The 23584-nt window shown below is 67.0% G+C and carries 22 protein-coding genes and 1 tRNA gene; 19 read left to right on the forward strand and 4 right to left on the reverse strand.

Going from position 1 to position 23584, the window contains the following annotated elements; translation table 11 throughout:
- Positions 1 to 50: 50 nt before the first annotated feature.
- The 6 genes from ilvB to AX708_RS06630 all read left to right on the forward strand — a co-directional run bounded on the left by ilvB (position 51) and on the right by AX708_RS06630 (position 5160).
- Positions 51 to 1796: a biosynthetic-type acetolactate synthase large subunit gene (ilvB, locus tag AX708_RS06605; protein WP_066527989.1), complete on the forward strand. Its 1746-nt coding sequence runs from the start codon at positions 51 to 53 to the stop codon at positions 1794 to 1796.
- Between the two features lie 16 nt (positions 1797 to 1812).
- A complete protein-coding gene (gene ilvN / locus AX708_RS06610; RefSeq protein ID WP_066527758.1) occupies positions 1813 to 2328 on the forward strand; it encodes an acetolactate synthase small subunit in 516 nt (171 codons plus the stop codon).
- Positions 2329 to 2330: 2 nt separating this feature from the next.
- Entirely contained in the window at positions 2331 to 2771 is a 441-nt protein-coding gene (locus AX708_RS06615; protein WP_066527760.1) for a lysozyme inhibitor LprI family protein, read from the forward strand.
- 25 nt (positions 2772 to 2796) lie between these two features.
- Entirely contained in the window at positions 2797 to 3816 is a 1020-nt protein-coding gene (ilvC, locus tag AX708_RS06620) for a ketol-acid reductoisomerase (RefSeq protein WP_066527763.1), read from the forward strand.
- Between the two features lie 16 nt (positions 3817 to 3832).
- Positions 3833 to 4432: a DUF4329 domain-containing protein gene (locus AX708_RS06625; protein WP_066527766.1), complete on the forward strand. Its 600-nt coding sequence runs from the start codon at positions 3833 to 3835 to the stop codon at positions 4430 to 4432.
- A 71-nt stretch (positions 4433 to 4503) separates the two neighbouring features.
- Positions 4504 to 5160, forward strand: a complete 657-nt coding sequence (locus tag AX708_RS06630; RefSeq protein ID WP_066527768.1) for a YceI family protein — start codon at positions 4504 to 4506, stop codon at positions 5158 to 5160.
- A gap of 63 nt (positions 5161 to 5223) precedes the next feature.
- On the opposite strand, the gene AX708_RS06635 is transcribed toward AX708_RS06630, so the two are convergent.
- Positions 5224 to 5721 carry a YHS domain-containing (seleno)protein gene (locus AX708_RS06635; RefSeq protein ID WP_066527991.1) on the reverse strand — a complete coding sequence of 166 codons (498 nt, stop codon included), beginning with the start codon at positions 5719 to 5721 and terminating at the stop codon, positions 5224 to 5226.
- Positions 5722 to 5862: 141 nt separating this feature from the next.
- On the opposite strand from AX708_RS06635, the gene AX708_RS06640 reads away from it, so the two are divergent.
- The 6 genes from AX708_RS06640 (at position 5863) to AX708_RS06665 (ending at position 13817) form a co-directional block, all read left to right on the forward strand.
- The gene (locus AX708_RS06640; RefSeq protein ID WP_066527770.1) at positions 5863 to 7017 is read left to right on the forward strand and encodes an alpha-hydroxy acid oxidase; all 1155 of its coding nucleotides are present in this window, start codon (positions 5863 to 5865) and stop codon (positions 7015 to 7017) included.
- A 73-nt stretch (positions 7018 to 7090) separates the two neighbouring features.
- Positions 7091 to 7555: a hypothetical protein gene (locus tag AX708_RS06645; RefSeq protein ID WP_066527772.1), complete on the forward strand. Its 465-nt coding sequence runs from the start codon at positions 7091 to 7093 to the stop codon at positions 7553 to 7555.
- Between the two features lie 206 nt (positions 7556 to 7761).
- Positions 7762 to 9447, forward strand: a complete 1686-nt coding sequence (gene leuA, locus AX708_RS06650; protein WP_066527773.1) for a 2-isopropylmalate synthase — start codon at positions 7762 to 7764, stop codon at positions 9445 to 9447.
- 103 nt (positions 9448 to 9550) lie between these two features.
- Complete coding sequence (locus AX708_RS06655) at positions 9551 to 11485, forward strand: S9 family peptidase (RefSeq protein ID WP_066527775.1); 1935 nt, start codon at positions 9551 to 9553, stop codon at positions 11483 to 11485.
- 11 nt (positions 11486 to 11496) lie between these two features.
- On the forward strand, positions 11497 to 12537 hold the full coding sequence (locus AX708_RS06660; protein ID WP_066527994.1) for an amidohydrolase: 1041 nt from the start codon (positions 11497 to 11499) through the stop codon (positions 12535 to 12537).
- Between the two features lie 275 nt (positions 12538 to 12812).
- Positions 12813 to 13817 (forward strand): nitronate monooxygenase family protein, encoded by a 1005-nt coding sequence (locus AX708_RS06665; RefSeq protein WP_066527778.1) that lies wholly within the window; start codon positions 12813 to 12815, stop codon positions 13815 to 13817.
- A 101-nt stretch (positions 13818 to 13918) separates the two neighbouring features.
- On the opposite strand, the gene AX708_RS06670 is transcribed toward AX708_RS06665, so the two are convergent.
- From AX708_RS06670 to AX708_RS06680, 3 genes are all read right to left on the reverse strand, one after another.
- On the reverse strand, positions 13919 to 14437 hold the full coding sequence (locus tag AX708_RS06670; protein ID WP_066527780.1) for an AHH domain-containing protein: 519 nt from the start codon (positions 14435 to 14437) through the stop codon (positions 13919 to 13921).
- Between the two features lie 2 nt (positions 14438 to 14439).
- Complete coding sequence (locus AX708_RS06675) at positions 14440 to 15120, reverse strand: hypothetical protein (protein WP_156443332.1); 681 nt, start codon at positions 15118 to 15120, stop codon at positions 14440 to 14442.
- Positions 15121 to 15367: 247 nt separating this feature from the next.
- Positions 15368 to 15856, reverse strand: coding sequence for a flavodoxin family protein (locus AX708_RS06680; protein ID WP_066527783.1), 489 nt, complete (start codon positions 15854 to 15856; stop codon positions 15368 to 15370).
- An 84-nt stretch (positions 15857 to 15940) separates the two neighbouring features.
- Between AX708_RS06680 and recJ the strand changes: the two genes are divergently transcribed.
- The 7 genes from recJ (at position 15941) to phoU (ending at position 23550) form a co-directional block, all read left to right on the forward strand.
- Positions 15941 to 17755 (forward strand): single-stranded-DNA-specific exonuclease RecJ, encoded by a 1815-nt coding sequence (gene recJ, locus AX708_RS06685; protein ID WP_066527793.1) that lies wholly within the window; start codon positions 15941 to 15943, stop codon positions 17753 to 17755.
- Positions 17756 to 17837: 82 nt separating this feature from the next.
- A tRNA-Glu gene (locus AX708_RS06690) sits at positions 17838 to 17912 on the forward strand.
- A gap of 129 nt (positions 17913 to 18041) precedes the next feature.
- The gene (locus AX708_RS06695; RefSeq protein WP_066527795.1) at positions 18042 to 19295 is read left to right on the forward strand and encodes a cell wall metabolism sensor histidine kinase WalK; all 1254 of its coding nucleotides are present in this window, start codon (positions 18042 to 18044) and stop codon (positions 19293 to 19295) included.
- Positions 19296 to 19422: 127 nt separating this feature from the next.
- Complete coding sequence (gene pstC, locus AX708_RS06700; protein ID WP_066527798.1) at positions 19423 to 20808, forward strand: phosphate ABC transporter permease subunit PstC; 1386 nt, start codon at positions 19423 to 19425, stop codon at positions 20806 to 20808.
- Positions 20805 to 22097: a phosphate ABC transporter permease PstA gene (gene pstA, locus AX708_RS06705; RefSeq protein WP_066527800.1), complete on the forward strand. Its 1293-nt coding sequence runs from the start codon at positions 20805 to 20807 to the stop codon at positions 22095 to 22097. Before pstC ends, pstA begins: the two co-directional genes overlap by 4 nt.
- 17 nt (positions 22098 to 22114) lie before the next feature.
- A complete protein-coding gene (gene pstB / locus AX708_RS06710) occupies positions 22115 to 22882 on the forward strand; it encodes a phosphate ABC transporter ATP-binding protein PstB (RefSeq protein WP_066527996.1) in 768 nt (255 codons plus the stop codon).
- The gene (gene phoU / locus AX708_RS06715) at positions 22882 to 23550 is read left to right on the forward strand and encodes a phosphate signaling complex protein PhoU (protein ID WP_197425988.1); all 669 of its coding nucleotides are present in this window, start codon (positions 22882 to 22884) and stop codon (positions 23548 to 23550) included. Before pstB ends, phoU begins: the two co-directional genes overlap by 1 nt.
- Positions 23551 to 23584 lie beyond the last annotated feature (34 nt).

The following is a 23584-nucleotide window of genomic DNA, read 5'->3' on the forward strand; positions in this document are numbered from 1 at the left end:
TCCCCGTGCCCGGTCAGCCGGACCCAGCCCCCTCGGACACCAGCCCGGCGATGAGCGGCGCGGCGATCCTCGTGCAGTGCCTGATCGAACAGGGCGTCGAGTTCGTGTTCGGCTATCCCGGCGGCGCGGTGCTGCCAATCTATGACGAGCTGTTCGGCGATGAACGCATCCGCCACATCCTCGTCCGCCACGAAGCGGGCGCGGCGCATGCGGCCGAGGGCTATGCGCGCGCCACCGGCAAGCCCGGCGTGGTGCTCGTCACCAGCGGCCCGGGGGCGACCAATGCGGTCACCGGCATTGCCGATGCGTGGATGGATTCGATCCCGATGGTGGTCATCACCGGTCAGGTGCCGACCGCGCTGATCGGCACCGACGCCTTCCAGGAAGCGGACACGGTCGGCATCACTCGCCACTGCACCAAGCACAATTACCTCGTGAAGGACCCGGCCGATCTTGCCGCGACGATCAAGGAAGCCTTCCTGATCGCCACCACCGGCCGGCCCGGCCCGGTGGTCGTCGACATTCCCAAGAACGTCCAGATCGCGATCCCCTCCGAACGCCGCGCGCTGACCCGCGCGGGCGCGCACCGCTATGCCCCGCAGACCGTCGCCCCGGCCGAACAGATCATCGAGGCGGTCGAAATGATCGCCGCGGCCGAGCGGCCGATCTTCTACACCGGCGGAGGCATCATCAATTCGGGGCCCGAGGCGAGCGCGCTGCTGCGCCGCTTGCAGGACATTACCGGCGCCCCCGTCACCTCGACCCTGATGGGTCTGGGCGCGTTCCCCTCGCAGCACCCCGACTGGCTCGGGATGCTCGGGATGCACGGCACCTACGAAGCCAACATGGCGATGAACCAGTGCGACGTGATGGTCTGCATCGGCGCGCGCTTCGATGACCGGGTGACCGGGCGGCTCGACGCCTTCTCGCCCAATTCGAAGAAGATTCACATCGATATCGACCGCTCCTCGATCAACAAGGTGGTGCCGGTCGATCTCGGCATCCTCGGCGATTGCGGGACGGTGCTGGCGCAGCTGGTCGAGGCGTGGGGGACGCGGCAGCCGCAGAACCTCGGCGAATGGAAGGCGCGGATCGCCGGCTGGCGCGCGCGCGAGTGCCTCGCCTATCCCGAACGCTCGACCAAGAACCCGGGCATGATCATGCCGCAGAAGGCGGTCGAGCGGCTCTATGCCCTCACCCACCAGAGGAAGCCGATCATCACGACCGAAGTCGGCCAGCACCAGATGTGGGCGGCGCAGTATTTCGGGTTCGAGGATCCCAACAAGTGGCTCACCAGCGGCGGGCTCGGCACGATGGGCTATGGCCTGCCTGCCGCGATCGGCGCGCAGCTGGGCCATCCGGACGCGCTGGTGATCGACATCGCGGGCGAGGCCTCGATCCAGATGAACATCCAGGAACTCGGCACCGCGAGCCAGTATCGCCTGCCGGTCAAGATCTTCATCCTCAACAACGAATACATGGGCATGGTCCGGCAGTGGCAGGAACTGACCTATGAGAGCCGATATTCGAACAGCTACTCCGACAGCCTCCCCGATTTCGTGAAGCTCGCCGAAGCCTATGGCTGGAAGGGCATCCGCATCACCGAGGAGCGCGATCTCGACGATGGCATCATGCGGATGCTCGACCACAAGGGCCCGGTGATCGTCGATTGCCTCGTCGCGCAGGACGCCAACTGCCTGCCGATGATCCCGAGCGGCGCCGCGCATACCGAAATGCTGCTCTACGGCGACAAGGTCGACGGCACGATGGACGACGAAGCCAAGGCGCTGGTCTGAGGACACCCCCATGCCCATGAAAATCGCCGAAGCAGCATCAGAGCGCCACGTGCTCGCCGTCACCGTCGACAACGAGCCGGGGATCCTCGCCAAGATCACCGGCCTGTTCACCGCGCGCGGCTACAATATCGACAGCCTGACCGTCGCCGACATCACCGAGGATCACGCGGTCAGCCGCATCACCATCGTCACCAACGGGCCTCCGTCGGTGATCGACCAGATCGAGGCGCAACTGGAGCGTCTGGTGCCGGTGCACAAGGTCACCGACCTCACCACCGCCGGGCCGCACGTCGAGCGCGAACTCGCGCTGATCAAGGTTGCGGGCACGGGCGAGAAGCGGGTCGAGGCGCTGCGCCTCGCCGACATCTTCCGCGCGCGGCCCGTGGATACCACAACCGAAAGCTTTATCTTCGAAATCACCGGCCCGCCCGACAAGGTCGACAGCTTCATCGCATTGATGCGCGAGCTGGGGCTGGTTGAAGTCGGCCGCACCGGGATCGTGGGCATGATGCGAGGGGCGCAGGGGGCCTGAAGATGACGTTCCGTCCGGGGATCCTTGCGCTCGCTGCGCTGGCGTTGCCGCAGGCCTCGCTCGCCGAAGGGCCGACGCCCGAGGCGCAGGCGGCGCTTGATACCTGTGTCGAGAAGGCCGGGATGGTCGATCTCGATATCAAGGATTGTTACAACGAATTCGCCGGTCGCGAGGATGAGCGGCTGAACAAGGCATGGCGCGAATTGATCCGCATCGTAGGCGGCGTGCAGAGCGACGAGGGCGCGGCCTTGCTGGCCGAACAGCGCGCGTGGCTCGGTTTCCGCGACCAGTCGTGCTTCCACTGGATTGCCGCAACCTATCCGGGAACACTCGACCGGCTGAGCTTTGCCATCTGCTACGCGGAAGTTGTTACCCGCCGCGCCGACGATATCGAGATTTTGAGAGACACCTACCAAGGCAGATCCGGCGAAAGTGCCGAGTGAGCCGAACATTAAGCAAGGACCGAAAATGAAAGTCTACTACGACGCCGATGCCGATCTCAATCTGATCAAGCCCAAGAAGGTCGCCATCGTCGGCTATGGCTCGCAGGGCCACGCCCACGCCCAGAACCTGCGCGACAGCGGTGTGGCCGAAGTCGCCATCGCCCTGCGCGAAGGTTCGGCGACCGCCAAGAAGGCCGAAGGCGCAGGCTTCAAGGTGCTCTCCAACACTGCGGCGGCGCAGTGGGCCGACATCATCATGATCCTCGCGCCCGACGAGCATCAGGCCGCGATCTGGGAGAACGACCTCAAGGGCCACATGAAGCCCGGCGCCGCGCTCGCCTTCGCGCACGGGCTCAACATCCACTTCGGCCTGATCGAGGCGCCCGCCGACATCGACGTCATCATGATCGCTCCCAAGGGCCCGGGCCACACCGTGCGTTCGGAATACGTGAAGGGCGGCGGCGTGCCCTGCCTCATCGCGGTCCACCAGGACGCGAGCGGCGCGGCGCATGACGTCGCCCTCGCCTATGCCTCGGCCGTCGGCGGCGGACGCAGCGGCATCATCGAGACCAATTTCCGCGAAGAGTGCGAGACCGACCTGTTCGGCGAGCAGGCGGTGCTCTGCGGCGGGATCACCCACCTCATCCAGGCGGGGTTCGAGACGCTGGTCGAGGCCGGCTACGCCCCCGAAATGGCCTATTTCGAGTGCCTCCACGAAACCAAGCTGATCGTCGACCTGCTCTATGAAGGCGGCATCGCCAACATGCGCTATTCGATCAGCAACACCGCCGAGTATGGCGACATCACCACCGGGCCCCGCATCATCACGGCCGAGACCAAGGCCGAGATGAAGCGCGTGCTCGCCGACATACAGTCGGGCCGCTTCGTGAAGAACTTCGTGCTCGACAACCGCGCCGGCCAGCCCGAACTGAAGGCCGCGCGCAAGCAGGCCGCCGCGCACCCGATCGAGCAGACGGGCGAGAAACTGCGCGCCATGATGCCGTGGATCGCGGCCAACAAGCTGGTCGACAAGGCCAAGAACTGACGCCACACCAGGGCCGATGTTCGAAGGCCCGCGCATGAAACTGGTCTATGCCGCGATCGCCATCCTGTGGGTGGCGATCGTCGTGCATCTGGCGAGCACCCGCAAGGACGTCGACGATCTCGTCGTCACCGCCTCGCAGACCGAGGTGCAGGCCTTCGCGCGCGAAAAACTCGGCGCGATGCAGGCGCGCTCCTTCGCCCAAAGGCTCGAGCTGTGCGCGATCATCTTCGAGGACAGCGAGGGCAAGCTCCAGTCATCCGAGGTGCGCGCCGGGGACGAGGCGACGTGCGACCTCAGGTATTTCGACAAGCCCGGCATGGCCCCGCTCGCCAGCATTCACACCCACGGGTCGTTCGATGAAGATTACGACAGCGAGGTGCCCTCGCTGATCGACTTGGAAAGCGACATCACGGACCAGATGGACGGCTATGTCGCAACCCCCGGCGGACGGCTGTGGCAGGTCGATTGGGAGCGCGAGCGCGCGGTTCTGGTGTGCGGCGCGGGCTGTCTGGCGCAGGACCCGACCTACCGCGCCTGCCCCGACGATACCGTGGCGGCGAGCTACACCGGCGCCGAGCTCGCCGCGCGCAGCCGCCGGCTGGTGCCGGACTGCTGAGACTTCGCGGATCGGCCGGAACCCTGTCGCCGCCCGTGGATTGGACTTTGCAACACAAGGAGAGACCCAAGATGAAGCGTCACATCATCCCCGCCCTCGCACTCGCTACCGCCGGGCTCACCGCCTTCGCTCCTGCGCTCACCGCGCAAGGCGCACCCCAGGTTCCGGGCGCCAAGGATCCCGCACGCGTCACCGCCGGGACCTATGCCGCCGATCCGAGCCACTCGCTGATCGGGTGGGAAGTCAGCCACTTCGGCTTCAATGACTACTACGGCATCTTCGGCGATGTCGCGGGAACTCTGGTGCTCAATCCGGCGAACCCCAGCGCCGCCAAGGTCGACGTGACGATCCCCGTCGCCAACGTCACCACCGCCAGCAAGGGCCTCACCGATCACCTGCTGCGCGCCGGCAAGGATGGCGCCAAGCCCGATTTCTTCGGCCCCGCGCCCGCGCCCGCTCGCTTCGTCTCGACCAGCGTCAAGGTCGATGCCAAGGACAAGACCAAGGCGATGATCACCGGCGATCTGACATTGAACGGCGTCACCAAGCCCGTCACCTTCGAGGCCGAATTCATCGGCGCGGGCAGCAACCCGTTCAACAAGAAGGCCACCGTCGGCTTCGAGGCCGAGACCAGCATCAGGCGCTCGGACTTCGGGGTGAACTACGCCATCCCCTTCGTCAGCGACGAGGTCGAGCTCGACATCAGCGTCGCTTTCGAGAAGCAGTAATTCTGAAGGCGACTGGCGGGCCGCAAAGGGGGGGAGCCCGCCAGCCACCCATCATGGGGCCGGTCAGAAACCGAACCAGCCCGATCCGGAATAGGTCTTGCCCGCCGGGATCTTGGCCCAGTTGGGGCCGCCCTTGGCGATGAAGCCGGAAATGTCCTTGCGCCACTTGGCGCGGATGCCCTGATCGTAGTTCAGGTAAAGCTTGCCGCCGACGATGTCGTAAGCGGTGGGATCGCCCGGCGCGAGATAGCCTTGCGCGATCGCCCAGGCGCAATGCCCGCCATATTGCGGCGCGTAGGCGGCCGGATTGGCCTTGAACGCGGCAGCGTTGGCGGCGTTGGCGAAGCGCCATTCGGCGCCCTTCCAGCTTACCTTGAACTGCGCGTTGCCCTTGGCCGGCACGCCGTTCCCGCGGAAATAGCTGACCGTGTCATAGCCGCCGACCGCAACCTTGTTGCTGGCTGCATAGATCCCGCCGTCGGCGAGAGCGGGGGCAGAGGCCGCGAAGGCCAGAGGCGTGGCGAGCGCGGCAAAGGCGAGAAGCAGGCGGTTGGGTTTCATCGGGGTATCCTTGTGCCGGGGCCACCCGAAGGGATGGCACGTGACCGGTCTGTCCGTCTTTCGCGCGCTCACCTTCATTGGTGACAGGGGCGCACAAAAATCGTCGACTTGGCGAAGCGACTGCTTCAAAGCTTGCCCGTCATGCGCCTTGCCGACTGTCACAACATCGACGATTTCCGCGCGCTCGCGAAGGCGCGCCTGCCCTTCCCCGTGTTCGACTACATCGACGGCGCCGCCGATGACGAGCTGACCAAGGCGAGGAACACTGCCGCTTTCGCCGCCGTCGATCTGGTGCCCGACGTGCTGGCGGGGGTCGAGACGATCGACACCTCCTGCACCATCCTCGGCCGCCGCTCCGCCCTGCCGCTGATGCTTTCGCCCACCGCGGTGCAGCGCGCCTTCCACTGGGAGGGCGAGCGGGCGGTGGCGCGTGCGGCGGAGAAATACGGGCTGTGGTTCGGCATCTCGAGCCTCGCCACCCGCTCCATCGAGGAGATCGCCGCGCTCACCAGTGGGCCCAAGCTGTTCCAGCTTTACGTCCACAAGGACAAGGGATTGAACGCGCACATGATCGAGCGCTGCCAGGCGGCGAAGTTCGATGCCCTGGCGCTGACGGTCGACACCATCGTTTCAGGCAAGCGCGAGCGGTGCCTCCGAAGCGGCTTCACCACCCCGCCGCGCTTCACCCCGGCGAGCGTCTGGAGCTACGCCACGCGGCCCAAGTGGACGCTCGATTACGTGCTGCGCGAGAAATTCCGCCTCCCCAATCTCGACACCCATGTCACCGAAGGCAGCGGCAAGGCGGTGAGCATCGCCGAATATTTCAACACGATGCTCGACACCGCGATGGACTGGGACACGGCAGCGCGGATCCGGCAGGACTGGGGCGGCACTTTCGTCCTCAAGGGCATCATGAGCGCAGGCGACGCGCGGCGCGCGGTGGAGATCGGCGCCGATGCGATCATGATCTCGAACCACGGCGGGCGGCAGTTGGACGGCAGCCGGGCGCCTTTCGACCAGCTGCCCGAGATTGTCGATGCGGTCGGCGGCCGGATCGAGATCATCTGCGACGGCGGCGTGCGGCGCGGCACCCATGTGCTGAAGGCCCTGTGCAGCGGGGCGAGCGCCGCCTCGGGCGGGCGTCTCTATCTTTATGCGCTGGCGGCGGCCGGACAGGCGGGGGTCGAGCGCGCGCTCGGCATCCTCAAGGACGAGATCGAGCGCGGGATGCGGTTGATGGGGGTCACCGGCATCGACCAGCTCACGCCCGATCGCATCCGCCATCGGCACTATTAGGCACGCGTGTCATAAACCGGTAACGCAAGGGGCGTTTGGGCGGGCACGCTTCGACAACAGGGATCCGGCAGCCATGACCACCGCGCGCGCCTTCGCTTTCGCTCTTCCCGCTCTGGCGCTCCTGCTCACCGCCTGCGGGAGCGAGCCCGAGCCGACCGGCAACGATGCCGACAGCTTTGCCGCGCGCATCGGCAAGGGCGAGGCGACGCCGGCGCCGGGCGCCGTTCCCGTCGCCAACGGCACCGTCGCGCCGACCGTGGCCGAGCCCCTGCCGGGGGCGGCACCCGGCGCCTATGCTCCGGGTACGCTGACCGATCCGGCCTCCAAGACCTGCGGCGCGCCGCTGATGGGCCCCTTCATCGGCAAGCTCGCCGATCAGGCCACGCGCGCCGAGATCGCCAAGGCACTGGGGCGCACCGACAACCTGCGCTTCGTCGCCTTCGGGGCGACCGCCAACGTCAACCCCGACCCCACCAATCCGCGTCTCTCGATCATGCTCGATGCGCAGGGCATCATCCGCGACGCGCGCTGCGGATAGGCGCGTCGGCAATGGGGCCAATCCCGGCTTGCGCTTGCGCGCAATAATCGGCAAAGGCTTGGGCCATGACGGGACACGGACTTGCGCTGCGGCTTCGACTTATGCGCCCTTGGGCGTAGGAAGCCGCGCGCCTGAGGCGCCAGCGGCCCGCGCCCAAGGGTAACCGCCGCAAGCCTCCTTCCCCTTTCGCGACGAGCTTTTCAGTCATGCCCATGCTCAAGCATCCTGCCGCCAAGTATCGCCCCTTCGGTCAGATCGACCTGCCCAACCGCCAGTGGCCCTCGCGCCTGATCGAACGCGCGCCGCGCTGGCTCTCGACCGATCTGCGTGACGGCAACCAGTCGATCATCGACCCGATGGACGCGGTGAAGAAACGGCGCTTCTTCGATCTGCTGGTCGAGGTGGGCCTCAAGGAAATCGAGATCGGCTTCCCCAGCGCAGGCGCGACCGAGTTCGATTTCATCTCGGGCCTCGTGAAGTCCAATGCGGTCCCCGAGGACGTGATCGTGCAGGTACTGACGCAGAGCCGCGAGGACCTGATCCGCACCTCCTTCGCCAGCCTCGAAGGCGCGCGGGCGGCGATCGTGCACCTCTACAATGCGGTCAGCCCCGCATGGCGCGACATCGTGTTCCGCATGAGCCGCGAGGAGGTGAAGGCCATCGCCGTCGCAGGCGCCAAGGTGATGCGCGACGAGGCGGCACGCTATCCCGGCACGGGCTGGCACTTCCAGTATTCGCCGGAGACCTTCTCCACCGCCGAACTCGATTTCTCCATCGAGGTGTGCGCCGCGGTGATGGAGGTGCTTCAGCCCACCCCCGAGCACCCGATCATCCTCAACCTGCCCGCCACGGTCGAGGCGGCGACGCCCAATATCTACGCCGACCAGATCGAGTATTTCTGCCGCCATCTGCCAAACCGTGAAAGCGCCGTCATCAGCCTCCACACCCACAACGACCGCGGCACCGGTGTTGCGGCAGCAGAGCTGGGGCTGATGGCGGGTGCCGACCGGGTCGAGGGCTGCCTGTTCGGCAATGGCGAGCGCACCGGCAATTGCTGCCTCGTGACGATGGCGCTCAATCTCTACACGCAGGGGATCGACCCAGAGCTCGACTTCTCGGACATCGACCGGGTGATCGAGACCGTCACCTATTGCAACGACCTGCCCGTCCACCAGCGCCATCCCTATGGCGGGGAGCTGGTCTACACGGCTTTCTCCGGCAGCCATCAGGACGCGATCAAGAAGGGTTTTGAGGCGCGCGAGACACAGAATGACGAGCTGTGGCGCGTGCCCTACCTGCCCATCGACCCGGCAGATCTCGGGCGCAGCTACGAGGCGGTGATCCGCGTCAACTCGCAGTCCGGCAAGGGCGGCTTTGCCTGGGTGCTCGAGAAGGATCAGGGCCTGAAGCTACCCAAGAAGATGCAGGCGGACTTCTCGAAGCACGTCCAGCACATGGCCGACGAACTGGGCCGCGAACTGAACGCCGCCGACATCTGGGACGCCTTCCGCCGCGCCTATCACGTCAAGATCCACCCCAAGCACTTCCAGCTTGTGCGCTACGAGGAAAGCCGCGCCGCCGACGGCACGCGCATCTTTGCGGGCACCATCGCGGTCGAGGGGGCCGAACAGTCTGTCTCAGGCCGCGGCAACGGCCTCATTTCATCAGTGATGGGCACCCTGCGCGAGGCCTTCGGAGTGGAACTCGAAGTCGTCGACTACACCGAACACGCTCTGGGCGCCGGGACCGACGCGCGCGCGGCCGCCTATCTCGAATGCCGCAGCCCGGACGGGCGCACCATCTGGGGCTGCGGGATCGACGAGGACATCGCCACGGCGAGCGTGCGTGCCGTGCTCAGTGCGGCCAATTCGGCGGTGGCCCGCTCCGGCTGATCGTGGGCCTGTCCGATTCCTTGCTGGAACGCGGGCGCGCCAGTGGTATCACTGCGCCGCGCGCCGCATGACGATGCGCGATACCTGTGGGGGGGGAACTGATATGCGTTCGATGATCTTCGTTGCCTTGCTGCTCGGCACCTCGCCGCTTGCGGCACAGATCGCCACGCCGGAACGGCCGGTGACCGATCCCAAGACGCTGACCTCCCCCGCCAACCCCGATGCGCGCGCCGTGCCTCTGGAGGATATCGGCAATTCGCGCGGGGTCGGCGGCGTCACGTGGAGCGCCGACGGGAAGCACGTCTTCCTCTCGACCAACCTCACCGGGCGCTACAACATCTGGCGCACCGATGCGGACGGCAGCTGGCCGCTGCAGATGACCCAGTCGGACGAATCGCAGAACGGCCTCGCCGCCTCGCCCGATGGCAAGTGGCTCTATTTCACCCAGGATAATGGCGGGGACGAGTATTACGATCTCTACCGCGTGCCCGCCAGCGGCGGCGCCGTCGAGCGGGTGACCAACACGCCCGATCTCAGCGAGCGCGGCATGGTCCCCGGCGGCGCGGACGGGCTGATCGCCTTCTCGATCAAGAAGAAGAGCGAAGCGCAAGGCAACCTCGCCGTGCTCGCGCCCGATGGCAGCGTCCGGGTGCTCACCGCCGAGGCCGATCCCGACTACGAATGGAGCCCGCGCGTCTGGGCCGATGGCGGCAAGACCATTTACGCGTTGCGCGACAAGGTCGATTCCACCACCACCGAAATCTGGCGGGTCGATGTCGCCTCCGGCAAGGCGACGAGGGTTCTGGGGCAGCCGAACACGATCTTCCGGCTCGCCGATGTCAGCCCCGACGGCAAGTGGCTCGCGGTCACCACCGACATGGATATCGGACGTCCGCGCGCCGGGCTCTACGATCTTGCCACGGGCCAGTGGAAATGGCTGAAGCCGATCGTGTGGGACCAGAACGCACTGCGCTTCACCCGCGACGGCAAGGCGCTGATCACCGAGGACAGCGACGATCTGCGCAGCACACTGGTGCTGCACGATCTGGCGACCGGCACCGCGCGGCCGCTGAAATTGCCGCAAGGGATCAACTTCACATCGGCCAGCGAACCGCGCTCGCCCGACGGCACATCGCTGCTGGTGGTCAACATGGCCGCCAACGTCACGGGCGAATTGAACCGCTACGACCTTGCCACCGACACCGTGACCCCGATCACCCAGCTCGCGCTCGCGAGCGTCCGGCCCGAAGCGCTCGCCAGCTCGCAGCAGGTGACCTACACCAGCTTCGACGGCACCCGGATCAGCGCGCTCGTCACCATGCCCGCCAACCTCAAGCGCGACGGCAGCAACCCCGCGATCGTGCTCCCCCACGGCGGACCGACCGGCAAGACCGACGACTATTTCGACGATGTCGCCGCAGCCCTCGCGAGCCGGGGCTATATCATCATCGCCCCCAACTTCCGCGGCTCGACCGGCTACGGCAAGGACTTCCAGGCCGCCAATTACAACGATCTGGGCGGCGGCGATCTCAAGGACGTGATCGCCGCCAAGCAGTTCCTCGTCGCCAGCGGCTATGTCGACCCCAAGCGCGTCGGCATCTTCGGCGGGTCCTACGGCGGGTTCATGACGCTGATGGCGCTGGGCAAGACGCCCGACGAATTCGCCGCCGGGGTGCAGTGGTTCGGCATCATCAACTGGCGCACCATGTATCGCGACATGGACGAGGTGCTGAAGGCCTATCTGCGGAGCCTGATGGGCACCCCCGAGGAGAATCCCGAAGGCTACGACCGCGCCTCGCCGCTCACTTATATCGCTGAGGCCAAGGCACCACTGCTCAGTCTTCAGGGCGAGAACGACATCCGCGTGCCGAGGGGCCAAGCGCAGGAGGTCGAGGACATCCTCAAGGCCAAGGGCCGCACGGTCGAAACGGTATTCTACCCACTCGAGGGCCACGGCTTCAGAAAGCGCGAGAACCAGCTGGATTCATTGAAGCGCACGGTCGAATGGTTCGACCGCTACCTCAAGCCTGCTAAGTGAAGGCGGCGCGCATGACCGAAGACATCCTCGAACCCGATCTGCCGATCATCGATCCGCACCATCACCTGTGGGACCTGCGCGCGCTGGTGGGGATGTTCCCTGAGCCCCACCACCCCTTCATCGCCGCCATCGCGCCGCACGCGCATTACACCTTCGACCAGCTCCACGCGCACATGACGAGCGGCCACAAGATCGTCGCCACGGTCTTCATGGAGTGCGGCGCCTTCTACAACGGCGCCTATGGCGATGCGCTGAAGGTGGTCGGCGAGGTCGAATATGTGAACGGCGTCGCGGCGCAATCGGCGAGCGGGCTTTACGGCCCGGCGCGCTACTGCGCAGCGATCGTGGGCCATGCCGACCTTTCGCGCGGGGCAGCTGCGGGAGCGGTGCTCGATGCGCTGCAAGCCGCCTCGCCGCGCTTCCGGGGCATCCGGCACGCCGCCGCTTGGGACGCCGACCCGCAGGTGCTGGGAGCGCCGTTCCACCATCCTGAAGGCCTCTACCGCGACGCCACCTTCCGCGAGGGTTTTGCTGAGCTCGGCAAGCGAGGCCTCACCTTCGATGCCTGGCTGCTCGAGCCGCAGCTGCCCGACGTGATCGACCTTGCGCGCGCCTTCCCCGATCAGCCGATCTGCCTCGACCATGTCGGCACGCCGGTGGGGCTCGGGAGCTACAAGGGCACCTTGCACGAACGCTTCGACGAATGGCGCCGCAATATCCGCGAACTCGCCAAGTGCGAGAACGTCGTCGTCAAGCTCGGCGGCCTCGCCATGGCCTTCTGCGCCCTGCCCGAGGACGGCCCCAGTGCGGGCCATTCGTCGGAGCACCTCGCCGCCCTGTGGCGCCCCTATATCGAGACCTGCATCGAGGCTTTCGGCCCGGGCCGCGCGATGTTCGAGAGCAATTACCCGGTCGACTACTGGGGCGCGGACTATGCGGTGCTGTGGAACGCCTTCAAGCGCCTCGCCCGCTCGGCCAGCGCCGAGGAGAAGGTCGCGCTCTTCGCAGGCAACGCGGCGCGGTTCTACGGGATCGAGGACGTGCTCGCATAGCGCACTTTCCTACAGCGCCCGGCACGAGGTATGGATGAGCTTGCACCTTTCGCGTGCCTGATCGGCGGCAAGGGAAGAAAACGCCGCGCACAGTGTCAACTTCGGTTTTTCGTCACATCCTTCTGATTATATGAGATAATTCCTGTAGGAATGCGAAGTTTACAGTGTCAACTTTGTAAACTTCGCCGCCCCCCGGCTCTACACAAAAGACACTTGGCACACCCGGAACCGGCGCTAGAGACACGGGTTTGGACAAGAGTTTTAAGGAGAAACCGATGCCCCTTCCCGTCCCCTTCGATCGCCTGCGCCTGCCGCTGATCGGATCGCCGCTGTTCATCGTCTCCGGCCCCGAACTGGTTATCGCGCAGTGCAAGGCGGGGATCATCGGCAGCTTCCCGGCGCTGAACGCGCGGCCGCAGTCGCAGCTCGACGAATGGCTCCACCAGATCACCGAGGAACTCAGCCAGCACAACCGCGCGAACCCCGATCGCCCGGCCGCGCCCTATGCGGTCAACCAGATCGTCCACAAGACCAACGACCGCATCGAGGCCGACATGGCGACCTGCGAGAAGTGGCAGGTGCCGATGGTCATCACCTCGCTGGGCGCGCGCGAGGAGGTCTATCAGGCGGTCAGGAACTGGGGCGGGATCACGATGCACGACGTGATCAACAACCGCTTCGCGATGAAGGCGATCGAGAAGGGCGCGACCGGGCTTATCCCCGTCGCCGCAGGCGCGGGCGGCCATGCGGGGTCGCTCTCGCCCTTTGCCCTCATGCAGGAAATCCGCGAGTGGTTCGACGGCCTCGTCGCGCTCTCGGGCGCGGTCGGGCACGGGGCGACGATCCTTGCAGCCCAGGCCCTGCGCGCCGACTTCGCCTATTGCGGCAGCGCCTTCATCGCCACCCGCGAAGCGAACGCGACCGAGGCCTACAAGAACGGCATCGTCGCAGGCTCGTCCGAGGGGATCGTCTACACCAACCTCTTCACCGGGGTGCACGGCAACTACCTCAGGTCTTCGATCGAGGCCGCGGGGATGGACCCCGACAACCTCCCCGAAAGCGACCCCAGCAAGATGAACTTCGGCAGCGGCGGCAACACAAAGGCGAAGGCCTGGAAGGACATCTGGGGCTCGGGCCAGGGGATCGGGACGATCAAGGAAGTCGGCACGGTCGAGGATCTCGTCGCCCGGTTCGAGCGCGAATATCACGCGGCCAAGGCGCGGCTGGCGGGCAATTCGGGCTACGCGTCGTGGGGTGCGATGGCCGAGGCGGCCGAGTAAGTGTCCTTCGTTCCCGTTCAGGCTTGCACGAACGGGAAGCGACGCTCAAGCGCCGCGCAGGCTTGAGCGCGCGCCTTCCTGCCGGGGGCAGCACAGCGCGTTCAATCGGCGGCCCACAGCATCTCGGCCATCGCGTCGAGCTCGGCGAAGTCGAAGCCGGTGCCGAGCGGGTCGTTGCGATTGAGCACCACGCGGCGGCGCTCGGCGAGGAGCTGGCGGCGCAGTGCGGACTGGAGCAGGTGGAGCCGCATCAGCGCCTCCATCAGCGCGGCCTCGTCGTCATGCAGGCGCAGGTGGGCCCAGCGCGCCTCGATCCGGCCGACACGGGCGATCACCACCTCGTTGTAACGCGGGTGGGGCCCGCGGTGGAGCGGCATGCCGCTGCGGACCGAGGCGGCTTCGGTGGCGGGGAGCAGGAGCCCGTTGCGGCGGAAGTCGTCGAAGCCGACGTTGACGCGGCCCACCTCGGCGAACATCCGGCCGAAGCAGCGCTGCGAGAGAAGCTGGCGGGGGAGCAGATGGTGGCGCTGGAGGCCGGGGTTGTATTCCGGCGAGCCCCGCGCGTTGACCGAGCGGAAGGCGATGATCGTCAGGCTATGCGTTTGACCCCAGTTCCGCATCCCTACTCACGCCACACGCTGATCAGGGCCCGGCTGCGTGAGGGGCGCAGCACGAGACGTGAACCGTCGGGGGCGATGATGCGGTCATCCTCGGCCAGCCCGCCGGCGAGCACGAGGTGGTTGACGAGCCGGATGCCGAGCCGCGTGGCGGCCACACGGTCGGCGCTGAGCGGGGGCTCGATCCGGAGCTCCTGCCCGATCCAGAAGGCAAGGCCGGCGCTCTCGATGGCGCCATCGGGGGTCTCGGCAAAGGCGGTCAGGCCGAGCGCCGGGAACGGGCCGCCATCGAGCCAGGCGCTGGTGACGGATTCGAAGAACCGGCGTCCGATCGCCGTGCCCGCAGGGCTCCAGCCCACCGCCTGCACGTCGGCGAACTGACGCACCATATCGCAGCCCAAAGCGATCAGCTCACGCATCACCGGTGGGCTGCCCGAACCTTCGGCGAGATGCGGACCGGGGCGCAGCACCATCGCCTCGTATTCCTCGGGCGATGGCAGGACGGGAAGATCGAAACGGTGCGCGAGGGCGGGGAAGGCGCTGGCTGCCCCTGGCGCGAGGCCGCTGAGGTCGAAGGTCAGTCCGTCGCGTAGCAGTTCGATCCAGTGAAGCTGTCCAGGCCACACCGGTTCGTCATGGGCCGGATCGTCATCGAGCGCCCCGGCGGCGCGTACATCACCGGCCACCGGATCATGGCTGACGCTGAGCGCGGGAAGGCGGCCAGCGAACGCCCTGACGGCATGCCGGTCCGGCCGCTTGCCCTTCGCAAACAGCAGGTGCAGCTCGGCGGGATAAGCGCGCTGCGGCTGTGAAATTTGCTGGCTCCCTCCTAAGTGGCCCGAAAGATGCCATTTCCCCTGCCATCCATTTGGCGCGTTTGCGGAAACTCGTCGAGTCCCCAAACGGCACACCTGTCCCGTTTTGGAGCAATCTCTAGAACAGTCCGAGGCGCAGCCCTTCCGCTAGGGCGGCGCCGGTTTCGCGCGCCTGAACGAGCGCGGCGGGAGGCAGCGTCTTGGGGGCGGCAATGGCCTCGGGGGTCTGCGCACCGAGGTTCACGATCACCGGCGGCGCCACGCGCTTCAGCCGCCACCCGGTGACGATCCGGTCGATCTGGCGCTGCGCTCCCTCCCCGTCCGATCCCGCCGCGATCAGGGTGGCGTAGGGCCGCCCCTCGATCCGCCCGAGGCACGGGTAATAGGCGCGGTCGAAGGCCTCCTTCATCAGCCCGCTCATACTGCCGAGGTTCTCGGGACACACGAAGAGATAGCCGTCTGCGCCAAGCAACATCGCGGGCTCGGCCTCGCCTGCACCGACCAGCCATGCCGCAGCCCCCGCCCCCTTCGCCGCCGCGCGGGCCAGCGCCTCGCTTGCGCCCGTGCGGCTGTGCCAGAGGATCATGAGGCGCGGTTCCCGGTCCATTGCCGCCAAGGCTGGCCCGCACATCTGTCGATTGTCAACCGCGCGCACCTGTCGGCGGCGCGGCCTTTGCGCTATCGGCAGGCCATGGCCACTCGCCCGCTCCCCTCATCTCCCGGTCTCGGCGCTCCGGTGCTGGGCGTTGCCGCCTCGCTTTCGGGCAAGGCGTGGCGCTGGCGCGGGGGGAACATGGAGCTGGGCGAGAACAATGTCACCGGCATGGGCGGCCTCGACCATTCGATCCTCGACCAGTTGCTGCTGACCCGCGGCGTGGCCGAGGACGATCTCGCCCGCCATGCCGCGCCGACCTTGCGCGCTTTCCTCCCCGACCCTTCCACATTCCGCGACATGGACACCGCCGCCGCGCGCCTCGCCGATGCGGTCGCCACGCAGGAGCGGGTGACGATCTACGGCGACTACGATGTCGACGGCGCGACCAGTGCCGCATTGCTTGTCGAGCTGCTGCGCCAGCTGGGGCTGGCGGCGGACTACTACATCCCCGACCGCCTGCTCGAAGGCTACGGCCCCTCCGGAGAGGCGCTGGTCAAGCTTGCCCAGAGCGGATCGCAGCTGATCGTCACGGTCGATTGCGGCGCGATGGCGCACGAGGCGCTGGGAATGGCCAAGGCCGCGGGTGTCGATGTGATCGTAGTCGATCACCACAAGTGCTCGCCTGAGCTTCCCCCCGCCCATGCGCTGGTCAACCCCAACCGCCTCGACGAGAGCGATCTTGGCGCGGCCCACGGGCATCTCGCGGCGGTGGGCGTGGCCTTCCTGCTTGGCATCGCACTGGTCCGGACGCTGCGCGCGCGCGGCTGGTTCAAGGACCGGCGCGAGCCCGACCTCATCGGCCTGCTCGATCTGGTCGCGCTCGGCACGGTCGCCGATGTCGCCGCTCTCCACGGCCTCAACCGGGCCTTCGTGGCGCAGGGCCTGAAGGTCCTCGCCAGGCGCGAGCGGATCGGGATGGCGGCGCTGATGGACGCAAGCCGCCTCACCCGTGCACCGCAATGCAGCGACCTCGGCTTCGCGCTCGGGCCGCGGATCAATGCCGGCGGACGCATCGGCGAATCGACCCTCGGCGTGCGCTTGCTCACCACCACCGACCCCGAGGAAGCCCGCGCCATCGCCGCCCAGCTCTCGCAGCTGAACGAGGAGCGCCGCGCGATCGAGACACAGGTGCAGGAAGCCGCCGAGGCACAGCTGGCGGGCCAGCACAACATGGCGGTGCAGGTGCTCTCCGGCCACGGCTGGCATCCGGGTGTGATCGGCATCGTCGCCGGGCGGATCAAGGAGAAGACCGGTAAGCCTGCGGTCGTGATCGCTTTGGACGAGGCACAGGGCAAGGGCTCCGGGCGCTCGATCAGCGGGGTCGATCTCGGTGCCGCAATCATCGCCGCGCGCGAGGCCGGGCTGCTGGTCGCGGGCGGTGGGCACGCGATGGCGGCGGGCCTCACGATCGAGCCTGCGCGCCTCGCCGACTTCGCGGGCTTCCTCGACGAGCGCCTCGCCCGCGATGTCGAGCGCGCGCGTGCCGGGGCGGCGATGCTGCTCGATCTCGCGCTGGCACCCGGAGGGCTCACCCCCGGACTGGTCGAAACGCTCGAGGCTGGCGGCCCCTACGGCGTCGGCTGGCCTGCCCCGCGCATCGCGGTCGGCCCGGTGCGGATCGTCAAGGCGGACATCGTCGGCAAGGACCACGTGCGGATCATCGCGGCCGGCAACGACGGGCGGAGCTTCAAGGCGATCGCCTTCCGCGCGGCGGAGAGCGAGATGGGCCAAACACTCCTCCACCGCCACCAGGGCCGCCGCTTCCACCTCGCCGGGCGCGCTAAGATCGACGACTGGGGCAACCGCCCGGCCGCCGAACTGCAGCTCGAAGACGCCGCCTTCGCCGATTGAGGCCCCCGCGCGATTTTTTCTCGCAAACGAGGCTTGACCGTCCCGAAACACCCCCCTAAAGGCGCGCTCTCGCAATCGCGACGGCCCCTTCGTCTAGCGGTTAGGACGCGGCCCTTTCACGGCTGAAACACGGGTTCGATTCCCGTAGGGGTCACCACCTCGCAAGAGGCTGGAGACAGGGCGGCAGGCTTCGTGCCTCGCCGCCCTTTTCGTTGCGCCGCGCCCTTGACTTGCGGCGCGCCTTGCGCCCTTCCCTCGCCCGCTGCCACGCTGTAAGGCGTGCGCCATGGGCAGCGGCCAGAACATTCCCATCGCCGGTATCCTGCTTGCGGCGGTGACCTTCGTGGCGCTGCTCCTGCTGGGGACCGACATCGTCATCGCCGTCGCCGTGCTGACCGTGTGGGTCGGCTCGCTGCTGGTCGCGGCCGGCCGCCCGCCCGAGCCGGCTAAGCCCAAGGCCAAGCCGCGCCTGACGCTCGAATCGATCAACGACCTGATCGAACATTCCTCGATCCCGCTCCTCATCACCGATCGCAACACCATCGCGCTCGCCAACCGCGCGGCCAGAAAGATGCTCGGGCCGCATGTGGTCGGCCAGGACGCGCGGGTGGCGCTGCGCCAGCCCGAGGCGATCTCATTGCTTGGCGAGACCCGCCAGGGCGAGGCGATCGTGCGCGGGCTCGTGCGGCGCGGGGACATCTGGCAGATCAGCCGCCAGACGATCGACGACCGGTTGGCGATGCTCGAATTCATCAACCAGACCGCCGAGGCCGACATCAGCCGCGCGCACACCGATTTCGTCGCCAATGCGAGCCACGAGTTGCGCACGCCGCTCGCCGCGATCCTCGGCTATGTCGAGACCCTGCAGGAGGACGACGGGTCGATCGAGACGCCGGTCGCGAAAAAATTCCTCGGCATCATCGAGCGCGAGGCCAAGCGGATGCAGGCGCTGGTGGGCGATCTGATGAGCCTCAGCCGGGTCGAGGCCGAAAAGCACGAATTGCCGACCGAGCGGATCGACCTTGCGTCGCTGGTCGAGCGTGCCGCGCGCGATGCGGCCGGGCCCCAGCGCGGCGACCGGCTCGATATCGCTCTGGCCGCCGAACCGGTGGTGCTGGGCGATCTCCAGCAGCTCGAACAGGTGGTGCGCAACCTCGTCGACAATGCGCTCAAATACGGCGCGGCCGACCGGCCGGTGCATGTCGTGCTCGACCTTGCGCAGGGCGATTTGGCGCGGATCGCGGTCGTCGACGAGGGCGAAGGCATCGCGCCCGAACAGATTCCGCACCTCACCCGGCGCTTCTACCGCACCGATCCGGGCCGCAGCCGCGCCTCGGGGGGAACCGGGCTCGGCCTCGCGATCGTCAAGCACATCGTCGAGCGGCATCGCGGGCGGCTCGACATCACCAGCGAGCTCGGCAAGGGCACCCGCGTGGTGGTGCGCCTGCCGCTGGCCGAACCCGATCCGCCCGAGGAGACTCCCCCGCCCGAAGGCGAAGCCGAGGGCCCCCGGGCCGAGCAAACCCAACAAGCGTCATAGACGTGTCTTATTTCTTCAACATGGCGCGGCCATGGCGTAAGGGCCGGTTGGCGCGGCGGGGGCCGGGTACGCACGTCTCGGCAATATCGACCATCGCGCACCCCTAGCAGGAAACACAGGGCCGTTCATGTCGCCGATCACGCTGATCCTGATTGCATTGGGCCTCGGCCTGCTCGGCTGGCTGGCGGGCCGGGCGAAAGCATGGAGCTTCCAGTCGAGCGATCCTGCGCTGCGCCCGGCCTCGCGCCCGATCTATCACGCCTGGTTTGTCGCGCTGTGGGTGGTGCTGCCGGTGCTCGCCTTTGTGGCGGCCTGGTCGGTGATCGCGCCGAACCTTGTGCTGCAATCCGTGCTCGCCACGCCCGAGGCACAGGGTCTGACCGGTCTCGGCTTCGAGCGTGACGCCTTTCTGGGCGAGGCCCGCGCGGTCGCGCTGGGGCAGGCGCCGGGAGTCTTCAACGACGAGGCCGAGCCGCTGATCGCGCCGTTTCGCGAGGCTTTCGGATACTACAACACCATCGGCATCATCGTCACCGTGCTGATCGCTATCGCTGGAGGCATTATCGCCTTCCTGCGCCTTGCGCCGCAATTCGGCGCGCGCACCCGGGTCGAGCGGACGGTGATGATGATCCTGCTGCTGGCCTCGCTGGTCGCGATCCTCACTACGCTCGGCATCTTCGTGAGCCTCGTGTTCGAAACCATGCGGTTCTTCAGTTTCGTCTCGCCCGTCGATTTCCTGTTCGGCCTCAAGTGGGGGCCCGACACCCTGGCCGCGCCCGATGCGGTCGACCCGTCGCGCTACGGCGCCGTGCCGCTGTTTTGGGGCACGATCTTCATCGGCGCGATCATCGCCATGGTGGTTGCGATCCCGCTGGGCCTGATGAGCGCGATCTACCTCACCCAATATGCCGACCCGCGCGTGCGCACCTGGATCAAGCCGCTGCTGGAATTGCTCGCGGGCGTGCCGACGGTGGTCTACGGCTATTTCGCCGCGCTGACACTGGCGCCGATGATCCGCAACGCCGCCGTGGCGCTGGGCGCCGCCAACGCCTCGACCGAGAGCGCACTGGCCGCCGGGATAGTGATGGGGGTGATGATCATCCCCTTCGTCTCGTCGATGGCGGACGATTCGATGGCCGCCGTGCCCGGCGCGATGCGTGACGGGAGCCTGGCGATGGGGGCGACCAAATCCGAGACGATCCAGCGCGTGCTGTTTCCGGCCGCTCTCCCCGGCATTGTCGCCGGCGTGATGCTAGCGGTCAGCCGCGCGATCGGCGAGACGATGATCGTGGTGATGGCCGCCTCGCAGGCCGCCAACCTCACCGCCAACCCATTGGAGCCGATCTCGACCGTCACGGTCCAGATCGTCAACCTCCTGACCGGCGAGCAGAGCACCGACCACCCGGCCACGCTCAGCGCCTATGCACTGGGCTTCGTGCTGTTCATGGTGACGCTCGCCCTCAACTTCATCGCCCTGCGCGTCGTCAAACGTTTCCGGGAGGCCTACGAATGAGCAGCATCCCCATGGGGACCGCCGAAGCGGCCGCCCCGCAGGCGCAACCCCTTGGCCCGACCCGCACGGCCGCCTTCGAGGCGCGCCTTGCGAGGCGCTACCGGGCCGAGCGCAATTTCCGCTGGCTCGGCTTTGGCGCGGTGGCCTTCTCGGTCGCGGTGCTGGTGTTCCTGCTCGGCAACATGCTGGTCAACGGCATCGCCGGCTTCCAGCGCCCCGAACTTGCGGTGACGATCGACTTTCCCGCCAGCGGCATCACCGGCGATGCCACCTCACTGACCGCGTCGACCGCCGGCCAGACGCTCGAGATGCAAGGGCTGCCCAAGATCGTGACCCTGTTCGCCGAGCAGCAGCTCGGGGCGGACGCCGCTAGGCAGATCGCGCCCGATGCCTGGCGCGATGTGGTCGCCGCGCTGGCCGATGACCCGGCGCTGATCGGCAAGAGCGAGACCTTCCACCTGCCGACCACCTCGGCGCTCGGCGCTGCGCTGCAAGGCGAGGGCACGCCCGAGCTGCGCGCGCTCGCCAAGAAGCTTGCGGCCGAGGGTAAGCTGGCGCGCAACTGGGACTGGGGTTTCCTCGTCCGCTCGGACGCGACGACACCGCAGTCGGTCGGCATATGGGGCGCGCTCAAGGGCTCGATGCTGACCATGCTGGTGACGCTGGTACTGGCCTTCCCGATCGGCGTGCTCTCGGCGCTCTATCTCGAGGAATTCGCCCCGCGCGGACGCTGGACCGACATCATCGAGGTCTCGATCAGCAACCTCGCCGCCGTGCCCTCGATCATCTTCGGCCTGCTCGGCCTGTCGCTGTTCCTCGCCGCATTCCCCGACCTGCGTTCGGCGCCGATCATCGGCGGGATGACCTTGGCGCTGATGACCATGCCCGTGATCGTCATTTCGGGGCGCAATGCGATCAAGGCGGTGCCGCCCTCCATCCGCGACGGGGCGCTCGCCATCGGCGCCTCGCCGGTGCAGGTGGTGTTCCACCACGTGCTGCCGCTGGCGCTGCCGGGAATGCTGACCGGCACGATCATCGGCATGGCCCGCGCGCTGGGCGAGACCGCGCCGCTGCTGCTGATCGGCATGCGCATCTTCGTCGCCACCCCGCCCGAAGGCTTCTCCTCGCCCGCCACGGTCCTGCCGATGCAGATCTTCCTGTGGTCGGACGAGGTCGACCGCGGCTTTGTCGAGCGCACCTCTGCCGCCATCATCGTGCTGCTGGTGTTTCTGCTCGCCATGAACGGCCTTGCCATCTACCTCCGCAACAAGTTCGAGAAACGCTGGTGACTGTGATCCATCCCAACATGGCTGACGAAGGCGCGAAAATCCGCGCGCGCGACGTCTGTGTCTTCTACGGCGAGAAACGCGCGATCGACCATGTGTCGCTCGACATCTCGCCCGATTACGTGACCGCCTTCATCGGGCCCTCGGGCTGCGGCAAATCGACGTTCCTGCGGTGCTTCAACCGCATGAACGACACGATCGGTGCGGCCAAGGTGACCGGCCTGATCGAGCTCGACGGCGAGGACATTCACGGGCAGTCGATGGACGTCGTCCAGCTGCGCGCACGGGTGGGCATGGTGTTCCAGAAGCCCAATCCCTTCCCCAAGTCGATCTACGAGAACATCGCCTACGGGCCCAAGATCCATGGCCTCGCCGAAAAGAAGGCCGATCTCGACGTGATCGTCGAACGCTCGCTGACCCGGGCGGGCCTGTGGGACGAAGTCAAGGACCGGCTCGACGATTCGGGCACCGCGCTCTCGGGCGGCCAGCAGCAGCGCCTGTGCATCGCGCGCGCGATTGCTGTCGATCCCGAGGTGATCCTGATGGACGAACCGGCCTCGGCCTTGGATCCCATCGCGACCGCCAAGATCGAGGAGCTGATCGACGAGCTTTCGGGCCGCTACGCGATCGTGATCGTCACCCACTCGATGCAGCAGGCCGCACGCGTCAGCCAGCGCACCGCATTTTTCCACCTCGGCAAGATGGTCGAGTATGGTCCCACCTCGGAGATCTTTACCAATCCCATCGAGGAACGGACGAAAGATTACATTACAGGACGTTACGGCTGATGGCTGAACACACCGTCAAGGCTTTCGACGAAGACATCACCCGCCTGCGCGGGCTGATCGCCGAAATGGGTGGCCTCGCCGAAGTCGCCATCGCGGAGAGCCTTGATGCGCTGGTGCGCGGAGACGAGGTGCTGGCCGAACAGGTGGTGGCCCGCGACAAGCGCATCGACGCGCTCGAGACCGAGGTCGACAAGCTCGCGGTCCGCATCATCGCCCTGCGCGCGCCGATGGCCGATGACCTGCGCGAAGTGATCGCCGCGCTCAAGATCGGCGGGGTGCTGGAGCGTATCGGCGACTACTCCAAGAACATCGCCAAGCGCACCGGCATGATCGAAGGCCGCGCCCGGTTCGAACCCCTCACCCTGCTACCCACCATGGGCGAGCTGGCGGGCGAGATGGTCCACGATGTGCTCACCGCCTATGCCGCGCGCGATCCCGACCTCGCGCGCGAGGTGATCGCCACCGACGTCAAGGTCGACGGCTTCTACAATTCGATTTTCCGCAATCTCGTCAGCTACATGGTCGAAAACCCTTCGACCATTTCGAGCGCGGCACAGCTGCTGTTCGTGGCCCGCAACATCGAGCGGATCGGCGATCATGCGACCAACGTGGCCGAAATGGTCCACTTCGCCGCGACCGGCGTCTACCCGCCCGAAGGCGACCGCTGAGGCGGCTTTTTGCTGTAACGCTCCTGTTGAAAAC

It is taken from the genome of Erythrobacter sp. CCH5-A1 (assembly GCF_001557115.1).
Lineage (GTDB): Bacteria > Pseudomonadota > Alphaproteobacteria > Sphingomonadales > Sphingomonadaceae > Erythrobacter.

Bases quoted from the DNA above. Each gene is read 5' to 3' on its own strand.
- AX708_RS06670 (WP_066527780.1), bottom strand. From the start codon at position 14,437: ATGCGGAACTGGGGTCAAACGCATAGCCTGACGATCATCGCCTTCCGC.
- leuA (WP_066527773.1), top strand. From the start codon at position 7,762: ATGCCCATGCTCAAGCATCCTGCCGCCAAGTATCGCCCCTTCGGTCAG.
- AX708_RS06680 (WP_066527783.1), bottom strand. From the start codon at position 15,856: ATGGACCGGGAACCGCGCCTCATGATCCTCTGGCACAGCCGCACGGGC.
- AX708_RS06640 (WP_066527770.1), top strand. From the start codon at position 5,863: ATGCGCCTTGCCGACTGTCACAACATCGACGATTTCCGCGCGCTCGCG.
- AX708_RS06645 (WP_066527772.1), top strand. From the start codon at position 7,091: ATGACCACCGCGCGCGCCTTCGCTTTCGCTCTTCCCGCTCTGGCGCTC.
- recJ (WP_066527793.1), top strand. From the start codon at position 15,941: ATGGCCACTCGCCCGCTCCCCTCATCTCCCGGTCTCGGCGCTCCGGTG.
- pstA (WP_066527800.1), top strand. From the start codon at position 20,805: ATGAGCAGCATCCCCATGGGGACCGCCGAAGCGGCCGCCCCGCAGGCG.
- ilvC (WP_066527763.1), top strand. From the start codon at position 2,797: ATGAAAGTCTACTACGACGCCGATGCCGATCTCAATCTGATCAAGCCC.
- ilvN (WP_066527758.1), top strand. From the start codon at position 1,813: ATGAAAATCGCCGAAGCAGCATCAGAGCGCCACGTGCTCGCCGTCACC.
- phoU (WP_197425988.1), top strand. From the start codon at position 22,882: ATGGCTGAACACACCGTCAAGGCTTTCGACGAAGACATCACCCGCCTG.
- AX708_RS06635 (WP_066527991.1), bottom strand. From the start codon at position 5,721: ATGAAACCCAACCGCCTGCTTCTCGCCTTTGCCGCGCTCGCCACGCCT.
- pstB (WP_066527996.1), top strand. From the start codon at position 22,115: ATGGCTGACGAAGGCGCGAAAATCCGCGCGCGCGACGTCTGTGTCTTC.
- AX708_RS06625 (WP_066527766.1), top strand. From the start codon at position 3,833: ATGTTCGAAGGCCCGCGCATGAAACTGGTCTATGCCGCGATCGCCATC.
- AX708_RS06665 (WP_066527778.1), top strand. From the start codon at position 12,813: ATGCCCCTTCCCGTCCCCTTCGATCGCCTGCGCCTGCCGCTGATCGGA.
- AX708_RS06630 (WP_066527768.1), top strand. From the start codon at position 4,504: ATGAAGCGTCACATCATCCCCGCCCTCGCACTCGCTACCGCCGGGCTC.
- AX708_RS06660 (WP_066527994.1), top strand. From the start codon at position 11,497: ATGACCGAAGACATCCTCGAACCCGATCTGCCGATCATCGATCCGCAC.
- AX708_RS06615 (WP_066527760.1), top strand. From the start codon at position 2,331: ATGACGTTCCGTCCGGGGATCCTTGCGCTCGCTGCGCTGGCGTTGCCG.
- ilvB (WP_066527989.1), top strand. From the start codon at position 51: ATGAGCGGCGCGGCGATCCTCGTGCAGTGCCTGATCGAACAGGGCGTC.
- AX708_RS06655 (WP_066527775.1), top strand. From the start codon at position 9,551: ATGCGTTCGATGATCTTCGTTGCCTTGCTGCTCGGCACCTCGCCGCTT.
- pstC (WP_066527798.1), top strand. From the start codon at position 19,423: ATGTCGCCGATCACGCTGATCCTGATTGCATTGGGCCTCGGCCTGCTC.
- AX708_RS06695 (WP_066527795.1), top strand. From the start codon at position 18,042: ATGGGCAGCGGCCAGAACATTCCCATCGCCGGTATCCTGCTTGCGGCG.